General features: G+C 38.1%; 12 protein-coding genes. 4 read left to right on the top strand and 8 right to left on the bottom strand.

Annotated features, from left to right (window positions below):
• Position 1 precedes the first annotated feature (1 nt).
• Positions 2-1,729, bottom strand: coding sequence for a biosynthetic-type acetolactate synthase large subunit (gene ilvB / locus FXW34_RS19875; protein WP_246141230.1), 1,728 nt, complete (start codon positions 1,727-1,729; stop codon positions 2-4).
• A 205-nt stretch (positions 1,730-1,934) separates the two neighbouring features.
• Here ilvB and FXW34_RS19870 point away from each other — a divergent pair, with 205 nt between their 5' ends.
• Positions 1,935-3,047 carry a diguanylate cyclase gene (locus tag FXW34_RS19870; RefSeq protein WP_147535799.1) on the top strand — a complete coding sequence of 371 codons (1,113 nt, stop codon included), beginning with the start codon at positions 1,935-1,937 and terminating at the stop codon, positions 3,045-3,047.
• Between the two features lie 141 nt (positions 3,048-3,188).
• Positions 3,189-4,211 (top strand): LCP family protein, encoded by a 1,023-nt coding sequence (locus tag FXW34_RS19865; protein WP_187119042.1) that lies wholly within the window; start codon positions 3,189-3,191, stop codon positions 4,209-4,211.
• Positions 4,212-4,409: 198 nt separating this feature from the next.
• On the opposite strand, the gene FXW34_RS19860 is transcribed toward FXW34_RS19865, so the two are convergent.
• From FXW34_RS19860 to FXW34_RS19830, 7 genes are all read right to left on the bottom strand, one after another.
• A complete protein-coding gene (locus tag FXW34_RS19860) occupies positions 4,410-5,039 on the bottom strand; it encodes a class D sortase (RefSeq protein ID WP_147535798.1) in 630 nt (209 codons plus the stop codon).
• A gap of 14 nt (positions 5,040-5,053) precedes the next feature.
• The gene (locus tag FXW34_RS19855) at positions 5,054-5,749 is read right to left on the bottom strand and encodes a cell wall anchor protein (RefSeq protein ID WP_147535797.1); all 696 of its coding nucleotides are present in this window, start codon (positions 5,747-5,749) and stop codon (positions 5,054-5,056) included.
• A 295-nt stretch (positions 5,750-6,044) separates the two neighbouring features.
• Complete coding sequence (locus FXW34_RS19850) at positions 6,045-6,611, bottom strand: hypothetical protein (protein WP_147535796.1); 567 nt, start codon at positions 6,609-6,611, stop codon at positions 6,045-6,047.
• 141 nt (positions 6,612-6,752) lie between these two features.
• Positions 6,753-7,532 carry a TIM barrel protein gene (locus tag FXW34_RS19845; RefSeq protein WP_147535795.1) on the bottom strand — a complete coding sequence of 260 codons (780 nt, stop codon included), beginning with the start codon at positions 7,530-7,532 and terminating at the stop codon, positions 6,753-6,755.
• A 147-nt stretch (positions 7,533-7,679) separates the two neighbouring features.
• Positions 7,680-8,282 carry a transposase gene (locus tag FXW34_RS19840; RefSeq protein WP_246141229.1) on the bottom strand — a complete coding sequence of 201 codons (603 nt, stop codon included), beginning with the start codon at positions 8,280-8,282 and terminating at the stop codon, positions 7,680-7,682.
• Positions 8,283-8,657: 375 nt separating this feature from the next.
• On the bottom strand, positions 8,658-9,524 hold the full coding sequence (locus FXW34_RS19835; RefSeq protein WP_147535794.1) for a sugar diacid recognition domain-containing protein: 867 nt from the start codon (positions 9,522-9,524) through the stop codon (positions 8,658-8,660).
• Positions 9,525-9,705: 181 nt separating this feature from the next.
• Entirely contained in the window at positions 9,706-10,578 is an 873-nt protein-coding gene (locus FXW34_RS19830) for a YitT family protein (protein WP_147535793.1), read from the bottom strand.
• Positions 10,579-10,782: 204 nt separating this feature from the next.
• Here FXW34_RS19830 and FXW34_RS19825 point away from each other — a divergent pair, with 204 nt between their 5' ends.
• Both FXW34_RS19825 and FXW34_RS19820 read left to right on the top strand, forming a co-directional pair.
• Complete coding sequence (locus FXW34_RS19825; protein WP_147535792.1) at positions 10,783-11,172, top strand: thiol-disulfide oxidoreductase DCC family protein; 390 nt, start codon at positions 10,783-10,785, stop codon at positions 11,170-11,172.
• 507 nt (positions 11,173-11,679) lie between these two features.
• A complete protein-coding gene (locus FXW34_RS19820; RefSeq protein WP_147535791.1) occupies positions 11,680-12,585 on the top strand; it encodes an HD-GYP domain-containing protein in 906 nt (301 codons plus the stop codon).
• The last annotated feature ends 212 nt before the right edge of the window (positions 12,586-12,797 follow it).

Below are 12,797 nucleotides of genomic sequence, written 5' to 3'. Positions count from 1 at the left end.
ATTATTTTGATTCGACAAAATTCGGGTGGTGACAGGCACCTAGTATCAAGTTGGCGTTGCTTTGGTTTGGTGGGACGATTGGATAGACGTTTTCTTCTTCAATGACGTTGAATTCCATCAGCACCGGTCCGTCGATTTGGAATGCTTTTGTGATAATCTCCCGTGCTTCTACTTCATCCCTTGCTTGAAGCCCGACCGCTCCGTATGCCTCAGCGAGGGTAACGAAATCCGGCGAAGTAATTTTCACCGATGAATAACGACGATCATAGAACATTTCCTGCCATTGCCGCACCATACCTAAGTAACCGTTGTTCATTATCGCTATTTTTATCGGCAGCCTATAAGCCACTGCCGTAATCAGCTCCTGTAAATTCATTTGAAAGCTGCCGTCACCCGATACACAAATCACATTCCTCGTCGGATTTCCAATCATCGCACCAATTGCAGCCGGCAGCCCAAAACCCATTGTCCCAAGCCCTCCTGACGTAACAAGCGATCTCGGCTTCGTAAACTTATAATGGTTGGCTGCCCATATTTGGTGCTGGCCTACATCGGTCACGACAATCGCATCCTCCCCAGAGTACTCATCAAGCAGTTTAATCACATTTTTCGGATTCAAAATGCTCTTCGATTGATCAAACCGCGGAACAACGCGTTTCATTTCTGAAGTTTCGCGTGCCCAGTTCTTAATTCGACTACGAACGTGATCAAAATCCAAGTTCTCTTTTACAAAATCAAGAAAATCCTTAGCGTCACTTACAATCGGCAAATCAACTGGAATGATTTTATTAATCTCCGCCGGATCAATATCAACATGGATTTTTTTTGATTTTGGCGAAAATCCGCTAATCTTCCCGGTCACACGGTCGCTGAAACGCACGCCAACCGCCACCAACAAATCACAGCGATGGACCGCCTTGTTTGATGCGAATGTGCCATGCATCCCAAGCATCCCAAGGTGACTTTGGTCTGACCCATTCATAACACCAAGTCCCATCATTGAACTCACGACTGGAATTCCCGTCCTTGCCACGATTTCTCTTAACACCTCAGACCCACCAGAAATATTTGTGCCACCACCAATGAATATGACCGGCATCTCGGCTGCTTCAATCAACTCAACTGCTTTTGCGAATGCATTTTGATTTAGTGGTATTGATCGTTTCTTTGGCTCTGGAAACTCAAGGACGCTCGGGCACACCAGGCTCGTTAATACTTCCCCCGATAGTTCTACCACTACCGGTCCCGGCCTCCCCTCCGTTGCAACATGGAAGGCCAGTTGGACAACCTCTTGCAAATTATCCCCGGACGTTACATGATAAATATGCTTTGTAATCGGAACATTTATTCCCGAAAAATTATAATCGGCACTTGCACTTGCTCCATCACTCGTTTTATTAAAATCATACTGTCCCGTGATAACGACAAGCGGAACGGAATCACTATAAGCCGTCGCAATTCCCGTAACCCCACTCACTACCCCTGCCGCTGAACTTAAAAGTACAACCCCTGGCTTTCCCGTTGAGCGGGCATAACCATCAGCCGCATGAACCGCAGCCTGCTCATGCTTCAGTTGAATATAATTAAAATAAGGGAAATTGGTTAGCTTCTGATAAAATGGCAACATTCCATCGCTTTGGCAGCCAAAAACATCACCAATCCCTTGTTGCGCCAATGTTTCAATCAATAAATCCGCACCTGTCATCTCACATAAGTCTAATTCTATCAAGCAACTCATCCTATCTTTGGTTTTTTAATAGTTTAAATTATCAGATAAGGTTTGTAAGTGAGTTATGTCATAAAAAAACTATCTCTTTCGAAAATAAAGAAAAATCGGGTGGTGACAGGCACCAAATCGACAAATTTCGCACAATATTCTAGGCGGTTTATAGATTAAAATTTATTATATATACTATTTTATTTAGGTGATTTTGATGATTATTAAAGAGCTGCTTGCGAATTTAGGAATCATGACATCATTGATATTTATTTATACACAAGTAAATAACGCCACACCACTTAATAAGTCCTCGGACCTTAAAAGGAAAATTTTATTAGGTGTTTTTGGTGGTTTATTAAGTAATGTCCTTATGCAGTATAGTATGAGTATAGGTGATACAATCATCGACTTACGACATATCCCTATTATCTTGCTTTCTTTTTTTGGCGGGGCAATCCCGGCATTTATCGCGACGATACTCATCATCATTGGTCGTTTCTTCATAGGATATAACATATCCTCCTTTGTTGCTGTTCCACTAATCGTTTCCATAACGATTAGTACAAGCCTTATTTCAAATACAAAAGTCACTAAAAATTTGAGAAGGTTTCTCATGTTAGTAGTTTCTAATATCCTTTATTCCATCGCTTTTTGCTACTTAATTAAAGATGTTAATACATTATTTATCTTAATCCCTAGCTATTGGATTATTTCTTTTTTAGCTGGCTACATTGCTTTTTACATTTTGGAATATATTCGAAATAGCCAAGATCTTTTTCACCGTTATAAATCTGAATCAACGACTGATGGATTAACCGGCTTAAATAATTTCAGAAGGTTCAATGATACATTTAATAGCATTATTAGCAAAATGGAGTCTAAGAATGAAAAGCTGTCCCTCCTCTATATCGATATTGATTTTTTCAAAAAAATTAATGATACATATGGACATAAAGAGGGCGACATTGTTTTGAAAGATTTAGGAATGATTTTAATGAACGCAGCACGATCGTATGACATCGTTAGTCGAAATGGCGGTGAGGAATTTTCAATCATCCTGCTCGATTGTCCTCTGAAACGCGCCATGGAGATTAGCGAGAATATTAGAGAAACGGTTGAAAAATACCCCTTCACACTAAGTTCAGGAGAGATTATCTATATAACTATCTCAATCGGCGTAGCAAGTTTTGATGAAACAACGCCAGATATCGAATCATTACTTGAAGATGCTGATAAAGCTTTGTATCAAGCAAAACGAACGGGACGAAACAAAGTATGTGTATTTAATCTAACCACATCACAGGAACTCACAAGCGTAGCTGACTAACAGCTACGCTATTTTTGTGAAACAACAACCGTGAAACAAGATTTTTCGGGCGGTGACAGGCACATTAATTCTACCTTTTTGGGAAAAACTAACATTCATCTATTCTTTTTAAAGGCATTTGCACTGATAATGGAGGTTTTTATGAAAAATAGAAATCGAAAGTGGATGATGTTTGGGTTTAGTTTATTAGTAATGTTGCTTGTGGTCATGGCTGGAATCGTCTATGAGTTTAATCAGTTAAAGCCTGAAAATCATTTTACGACGGTCCCGGTTATTGAAGCAGAGACTGGCACGAAAGTAATGAACGTGGCAAAAAAAGATATTCCAGAGCAAAAAAAGCTTGATGAAGAAACAAAGGAGGTTAAGATTAACACGCCAGTATTTAACCTTCTGCTGATTGGTTCTGATCAACGGAAGGATGAACAGGTTGGTCACTCTGATTCAATGATTCTCGTTCATGTAAATTTAGAAAAAAATAAATTCAATGCTGTGAGCATTCCACGAGATACGCGCGTTCATCTCGATAGCTTTGGTTTTACAAAACTAACCAGTGTTCAATACATAATGCAGGCGAAGCACGGTGCACAACAAGGAATTGAAGCTGCTGTAGCAGCAGTAAGTAAACTAATGGGGGTACCAATTAATTATTATGTGGAAACCAATTACACTGGGTTCCAAGCGATGATTGATTCAGTCGGAGAAATTGAAATGAACATTCCATTTGAAGTTACGTTAACACATCCATGGAATCATGAAAATTTAAACAAAGTAATCCCAGCCGGTATGCAAACTTTAGATGGAAATATGGTGACTGAGGTTGTGACCGAACGCTATTCATTAAAAAACGGAGAGTATGGTCGCCAGCAGCTGCAAGTTGAGGCATTAAAAGGGATAGCAAAAAAAGCGCTAAGCCCCGGGCAAGTAACCAAACTTCCTGCATTAATAAAAACCTCTTCAGAATACGTAATAGCTACAAATATGACAACAACCGATATGATTAGCTTAGGTTTGGCCGTGAAAGATATCGACCTTGACAAACAGCTAAATTACCAACAAATTACCGGTACGGTTCAAACCATGTACGACGATGTTTTAAAGGCAAAAAACTCTCAAATCGTCGTTAATCCACAAAAAATCAAGGAAGTAACGGGCAGCTTTCAATAGTAGATTAATCGAGCTCACTACAGCACCGTGGCTTGGCAAGCGGATTATCAAAGACACAATTCATACATTCACGGCAGTTAACTTAACTTAACTTGTGAAACATCCTCGTGAAACAAGATTTTTCGGGCGGTGCCAGGCACCGAGCAGCTGGCACCGAGCAGCTCACCAAAAAAGCATCCTATCGCTAGGATGCTTTGTCTAATTAATAGCTGCAGTTTCTGTCTTTGACAGGAACTTTGTATATACTATATAGCGATCAGGAGCGTCTCCAATAAAGTCGAATGGGTAACAAGTTGTAAGAGTTAGAGTTTCATAGTCTTTCGGAACCGCAACGGTTTTGTCGTCAGCCCCGACAATTTGGAACTCTACAGCCTCATAAACATAATCACCATAAGGCGTAGAAAAGACAATTTGGTCGCCTTCCTTTAGGTTTTCAAGTTTCTTAAACACTGTGTCACGGTGACCGCTGAGAAGGACATTTCCGCCTTGTCCAGGCAGCAGACTTCCAGCATAATGGCCAATACCCATTTTCAATTCTTCATCATGTGTTCCCTGAACGACCGGATAGGCCAATTCCAATGAAGGAATCTTTAACTCACCGAGATTTTCACCTGGCACCGGTAAGGTTGGCCAAGTTTCATGTTCGAACTCTCTTGCTGTTGGATCAGGTTCATACGGAGCCACAACAGTTTTCGTCAACAATACTGTTTGCTTCGTTAAATCCCAATAAAATGTGACCATTACCAAAATCCCAACAACAATAAGTGAAACCGGGACTATAAGAACCAGCCATCTCTTCTTAAATCTTTTTCGCTTTTTTTTTCTCATGATGTCTGCCAAAATTAGTTCGCTTTTCTAGCAATCTTTAAAGCAGGCTTTAACGTTACTACACCCATTGCAATTAATAATCCACCTAACGCAATGTTTAACGGAAGGTCAGATGCAGTATTTGGTAATTCGCCTTCTGGAATTGGAGTGAATTTACCAGTCTTATCTAGTTCAACTTTAGCAGTAACAGCTGTTTTTAACGCAGCAACTTTGCTAGCGAGAATATCAGCGTTTAAATCGCTCTTATCCGGATCAATCGTTGCTAAAATCTTCCCGTTTAAATCCATAATTTGCAATTTAAGTCCTTTATCAAAGCTATAACTTGTTAAATCAATTGTTTTGCCGGTTTTATCAACAAACGCAATTTTAATATGAGCTTTCTGAGCACTATCTAGGAATAAACGGCCAATTTCTGCTCTGTTTGCATCCGTTAATGCAGTTGGGCTGCTAACACTCTTAAGGATTGCTGCAACTTTCTCTGCATTCGCAACAATACTATTATACTCGCCATCTGTTAATTTCACAGATTGCATGTAAGCATACAAATAATCTACTTGGTCAACTTCCAGTACTTTTAATGCCTCTACTAACTTTTTCGCATTTTCATCTGCTGGTGTCGCTGCATCAGCAAAAGTAGGTGAAAACGCAGTAATACCAACGCCACAAACTGTAATAATCGCCATTTTCTTGATCAGTTTATTTAGCTCCATGATTTCGCTCCTTATGAATAGTTTCTCTATCCTACAATAGCATTTTTCAAATATTTTATCAATATAACATAAGGAAATTATTTGTAATAAAATAATCAAAAAATCCTAATTTGCCTAGATTTTCCCCATATTAAGACTCAGTTAGCCATCATAATAATTAGTCCATACTACCTATACTAACGATACTTTCATCTAATCTATTTTATTGTATAAAATATCACAAAACGGAATAATTATTTATCAATATAACATCAACGCAACCATCCCTACAAAATTGCAAAAAAAAATAGGCAAATCATAAAGATTCACCTTTTTCATTCGACAAATTTCGGGTGGTGACAGGCACCTGGTCTAATCGCCATTTTATGTATTCTATTTCTATATGTAATTTTTCATACTGTTTTTCACTATGATACAAATTGGCACAATCTTTGAGGTTCTCAGCAAGATGACCTTCTATATAAAATAGAAATTTCCTTAATATCTTAGTTTCACAGTAAATCTTAGGGAGCATAGCATTTTCAAGAGACTCTTCTAAGTAAATTTTCGCTTTAGCTTTAAGATCTTCTGATTGTTTCTGAGATTCTCGTCTTTTCCATGAAGCCCAAACTCTATATAGACAATATAAAGGTAAACCAATAATCCCTGTTAAACAAAGACTTTGCAGAATTAAATCACCTGAAAATGAATGGTACTTGGTACCCCAGAGATAAACCAAAATAATAATAAATAGTAATGATCTTTTAACATATGTGTCACGATATCGATACCGGACATCCCTAGCCTTTTTCATCATCTCATCGTATTTCATAGTAATGTCTAATATTTCGTTTATTACATAGTGAAGCTCGTATTTAGTCATTTACATTCCCAATCCCCAATTTTTGTTGAAAATTCCAAATTTTATAATTTTTAAAACCCAAGGTATTATAGCATATAATCCCTAAAAATGCGCAAAATTATCGACAAATTTCGGGCGGTGACAGGCACCGCGTTTGGCATTTTAGATTCGGTTCCAGTACTCTGCACTTTCTATCATTGGTATACAATCTTTGTAGTCAGAGCACTTCAGGTCGATTTCAAAAATAAAATCAGTGTCGCCAACGTATGATTTCACCATTTCCCAATCAATCCTCCCTTGACCTAATGGGAGTCCGTCATGATTCTGTCCTTTAGAATCAACAATATGATAATAACGAGCATGCGGCGCAAATATATCCAAATGCCTTCTTAATCGCGCATTGCTCCCCCTTAAGGCAATAAATGAATGACTAATATCAATATTAAGAGACAAGTCTAATGGCCCAACAATCTCAGAAAATAAATACGGATTTTCCGCTGAAAATATCCCTCTAATTGTGTCTTCCCACAGAAATGACCTATCACAAATAGCGAGAATCCCTTCCACTCTTTTTCTCAAAGCAAGCCTTTCCGCACGACCACTATACAAGCTACTCTCCGATTGGGCATAGTGACAATGGATAATGCATTTTACTTGCTCCTGTTTACAAATGCTCGCGATTTCTTTACTTGACCAATCATAATAATCCCGCATTTCCCTGCTGGAACTAATGATGTCCATGTACCGCCCCCGGAATCGAGTCGGATGATGGAGATATACTTTGATCCCCCGCGACTTGAAATCCCTAATATAGTCAACAACTACCTGAGGGCAGTATAAATCCTCTTCATTAAGTTGGATTTCTAAAATTTCTGGTCTGTATTTTAGCCGATCAGCAATTTGGTCAGCCTGCAACGCTGATTTCAAGCGAATATTTTTCATTTAAGACGCCCCTCAAAGAAATTTATTATCTTTGATTCCTATACAAGTATCGTGATGAATATGCCGAAAAGATTATTCGAGGTGCGGAAGGAGCGTAGAGTTTTGCAGGTTTTACGGGTTTTACGGGTTTTACGGGTTTTACGGGTTTTACGGGTTGTCCTGAGTCTCCAGGCAAACCTGCTCAATATTCGACAAATTTCGGGTGGTGACAGGCACCTCCTCGAAATACTTCCATACTTTTTCTTCGATTGTACCTGTATAAAGGTTTAGTACCGCGTGAATGTTCAAGTAAGGAGGCTGGGGCAATTCAGGGTCCATATAGAAGTGATAGCTGCTGTAGGGATATAATTGCGGGTGACTTACGATATTTGCCTCAATCGGGTTCATATGAATATAGCGACTAACCTTTAACATCCCCTCTTCATCCCGAATGAGCCTACCACTATAACGCTTCTCATAAACATGACCGGTCAACTCATATTTATTATTAAAATAATTTGCGTACCTTTTATTAATATGGGACATTAGCTTAGAGATTGGAACCTCTGTGGAGCGCATTTGCATGTGGAAATGATTGGTCATTAAACAATACGCGGCAAGTTCAAACGGAGTTTTCTCATGGAGTTGGTCAAGAATATAGAAAAACGTCTCAAAATCAGAAGAACATCGAAATAGCGGCTCGCGACGATTACCGCGACTTGTAATATGAAAAAATCGATCAGGTTCCCAAATTACTTTCTTCCGTGGCATCTACCATCCCCTCCCCATTCTAAATTGAGCGCAAGAATCACATAATACATCGGCAAACATAAACATACCACCTATTCTTTCTTTTTTATATTATTTTGATTAGATAGCTAGCTAGAAAAATCAAGATTCAGAAGGTGTAAGACTCAAGGAAGTTTGTAAAATGCTTAGTTAAATGGAAAGCCAAAAGGGAGAATAGAAATAACAGGAGAAGAAAGAAGACTGCGGCATATGATACTTTGTGGCTATTATTATTTCTTAATAATAATATCTTTTCGATAAAAAAGTGGGAAAATCCTGCTTAAAACAAAAAAATGAGGGAGAAAACAGCCCCTCCCCCAAAAAATATTCGACAAAATTCGGGCGGTGACAGGCACCCTATTTAATCATTAGTCCGGCCATGGCTTTTTCTACGACACCGATGAGTTTTTCCATTTCGAGCATGGAGCTTGTTTGTTTTTCGATAATGTTACTATTTGCTTTAACTTGGTCCTGAATAGTTTGGAAAATATCTTGAATTTCTTTGAGAATTCCTGAAACGTGAACAATCGAAGTCTCGCTTTCCGTGGCAAGCTTGCCAATTTCCCTTGCTACAACCGCAAAGCCTTGTCCAGCCTGTCCTACCCTTACAGCCTCAATTCCAGCGTTCAAACCAAGGATTTTACTTTGCAAGCCAACTTGTTTTAGAATTTTGATGACTTCTTCCATGCTTTTTACCTTTTCAATAGAAGCTTCTGTAGTATTTTGCGTTACAACTGACAGCTTTTCAACCTCTTTAGCATCAATCATCACTTCTTCAGTTTTCGTTAACATTTCTTGTAAATTCCGGTTTATGCCCTCTATCGTTCCCGTCAGATGGTCAAGCATCTCTTTATTTTCGAGGTACAAAGAAATGGTTCTACGAGTTAAGCCTAAAATAGGACGAATAGCGTCTGGATCCCCGCCAACGCCTAAATTTGCTAAGCGTTTTCCGTTATAAACAACCGGCATGTTAATGCCTGCTCGAGGTGCTTTATCCCCCAACTTCTCTTTAAGCACGGCAGCTTCTTCGGTTGTTACAACGCCTTCATCAACAAGCCCGTCCATTACCTTTTTTCCAACTGAATGAAAATCACCGATTCGTTCTTGATCATATGCAGCAAAAATGGTGCCTTCTTTATCTACAAAAATCAAGCGGTATCCAGTTTCTTCACTAACAATTTGGCAAATATGTTGTGCAAACTCAGCTGTCAATAAACCTTCCATTTCTTAAATTCTCACCCCATAAAGAACATGTTTTGTGAAAAATAAAAACAGTTATACATTTCACCATTCTACTAAAGTTCTGTGTATTTGATTATGATGAAAATCACAATAAAATACCGAAAATTCGGGGCGTGACAGGCACTATAACAAATTCGACAAAATTCGGGGCGTGACAGGCACCTTAGTGGATATTTTGCTTTTTGAAGCTTCCGCCTCTTACTTCTGCTACGTCGTAGATTGTAATGAATGCATTGGGGTCAATTTCAGCGATGATTTCTTTCATTTTACTTTCTTCTAGACGGTTAATGACGCAACTGATTTCTCTAAATTTCTCGTTTGAATACCCGCCTAGAACCTCGTTGTATGTCGCGCCACGACCTAAACGTTCACGAATCACTTCAACCATTAATTCAGGTTCTTTAGTGATAATTTTAAATGTCTTAGAACCGCTTAAACCTTCCTCAACAATATGGATGACTTTTGATGCGATAAAGTAAGCCATTCCTGATAAAATAGCACCTTGAAGTCCAAATACAAACGATACAACTATAAACACAAACATGTTCAAAAATAAAATAAGATCACTTGTCCCAAAAGGTAATTTACGTGAAAGCAGAACTGCCAACATATCAATTCCATCTAACGCTCCGCCATTACGCAATGCCAAACCCATTCCAAAACCGATGATAATTCCGCCTACAACAGTGATTAATAAGGTATCTCCCTCAATAATAGTTGGTATATGGTGCATAAGCATCGTACCAACTGCTAGTGATATAATCCCGATCACTGAAAAAATAGCAAAAGACCTTCCTATTTGCTTATATCCTAAAAAGATGAAAGGTATATTCAAAACAGCGATAAGCGCTCCTAGTGGAAGGTCACTCAGTTGTGAACCTACGATACTTAGGCCAGTGACACCACCATCTGATACATTATTTGGGATTAATACCGCTTCTAGGCCATATGCTGTTATAAAGGCACCGATGATTACTAGTAATGCTTTAGAAGCAAATTTAATCTTACTAGTCTTTTGTTTTGCAATCGTACTCATAATAATCTCCTCATTTCAAACCAGTTTTCGTACGTTCATAACTTCTATCCCCAACAAACACATCTAATCTATTTTAACATTAATAAAAATGCACAAAATAAATTATAATAAAAATCTTACTTATTAGTAAAACAAACACAGTCCCTCAACCGCAACCCCAAAAACGAACATAAATCGACAAAATTCGGGTGGTGACAGGCACCGATGCAAAAAATTATTTTATTTGATGGCGCGTGTAATTTTTGCGACTCCATTGTTCGCTTCATTATTAATAGGGATCCAAAGGGCATCTTCGTATTTGCTTCGTTACAAAGTGATATCGGGAAAGAATTACTTAATGCGTATAAGTTGCCAAAAAACATAAATAGTTTTGTTCTTATTAAGGATAATCGTTGCTACATTAAATCAACAGCCGCCCTTTTAGTGTGCAAAAACCTAATAGGCGCATGGAAGATACTCTATATGCTCCTTATTGTCCCGAAGCCATTTAGAGACTATCTTTACACAATTATCGCGAATAACAGATATAAATGGTTTGGCAAAAAAGAAATTTGCGAGATACCTTCCCCAGAAATAAGAAAACGATTTTTGTAAAGTGAAGCTACCATCAATGGTAATGGAGGGCTTATTGCCCAATAGGTGAGATAAACAAAAAAAGAAGTTGACCATATGGCCAACTCAAGTAATAGAGAGGTTTTCAAAAAGGTGAATCAAAAAAACAAATAAAACAAGAAAATTGTAAAACACGAAATATGAAAATCGAAGTTCCCAAGATTATTCGATTTTCGGAAAAAGGGCTTTCCGGCCCTCTTATCAAACAAAGTTTAACAACGCCACTCATCTATACCAAACAACAAAATCAATATTTTAATTTGTCTTTTATGTGTAAAACAAGTGAACTTTTTGTTAACACAATATTATCACAATATTATATTTACTTCAAAGATAAAACTCCCAATTTAATAAAATGTGATTATTCGACATAATTCGATAAAATTCGGGTGGTGACAGGCACTTTTATGCTAAACTGTATAGTATATGGTCGCTTTTTTGCTATTTTTGTTTTTGTGAAATAGATTTATAGAGTGAGGATGGTTGGGTATGAATTTACATTTTTCGGCTGAAAGCCAAAAGGTATTTCGAATTCTATCTATAATTTTCTTTTTCGCTGTTCCCCTATTAACCTATTTTGAGACTGAATTTAATTCGCTCTTTATATTAACGGTGATATTCCTAGGTATTGGTTTCTCAGACAAACCAAAGTGGGTTTTGTTTCTTATTACTACGGTTGGAGTGTTCATTCGAATTATGCTTAGCGGTGAATATGATAATTTAAGCGCAATCGCTATACGATTGTTTGTTTACTTAGTTGTCACGTATATTTCGAGTGAAGTGGTGCGACAGCATTTAGCGCTGCAGCAACAAAAAAAGGAGTTTATCCTCTCCCTAGCAAAATCACTAGATTCTCGCGATCACTACACAGGAAACCACTCAGAAAATGTTGCGAATTATGCCCTCACAATCGCCAAAGAAATGAAGCTTTCCAAAAAACAATGCGATGACATATATTGTGGTGGATTACTACACGATATTGGGAAGATTGGCATCCCAGAATCTATATTAAACAAGCCCGGTAAATTAACAGATGAGGAATATGCTTATATCAAGTTACATACTAACATTGGCTATGAGACATTGAAATACATTACCTCCTTCAAAAACGACGGAATACTAGATATGGTCCAATCCCATCATGAACGGTATGATGGGAAAGGTTATCCAAATGGGCTAAAAGGAGAACAAATCCCCATTTCAGCAAGAATTATGGCCCTCGCAGATTCATTTGATGCAATGACCTCGACTCGCGTTTATAAAAAGCACAAGCTGTTTAATGAAGCCATTCTGGAAATTGAGAAAAATAAAGGAAAACAATTTGACCCCGACCTTGCTGACGTATTCCTGCGAGCACTAATTAAATGCAACAGCAACAGCAAAAACCAACCTTAAACGAAAAAAACTGTTAATCAAACGTTTGATTAACAGTTTTTTCGTGAAACATCATCATGAACCTGTGAAACAAGAAAATTCGGGTGGTGACAGCGTATAATGGTAAATAAGTCAACCACCCTTTTTCTTTAAAAAAGACCGATTTTAAGTAAAACCCCCATTTTCCATTTTTAGGAAGGTTCAACCATCACAGAAATTATTTTAGAGCTCCT

Source organism: Bacillus marasmi, assembly GCF_902168435.1.
In the GTDB taxonomy this organism is placed as follows: domain Bacteria; phylum Bacillota; class Bacilli; order Bacillales; family Cytobacillaceae; genus Bacillus_BU; species Bacillus_BU marasmi.
The sequence above is the reverse complement of the archived record's forward strand: the minus strand, read 5'-3'. Positions and strand labels throughout refer to the sequence as shown.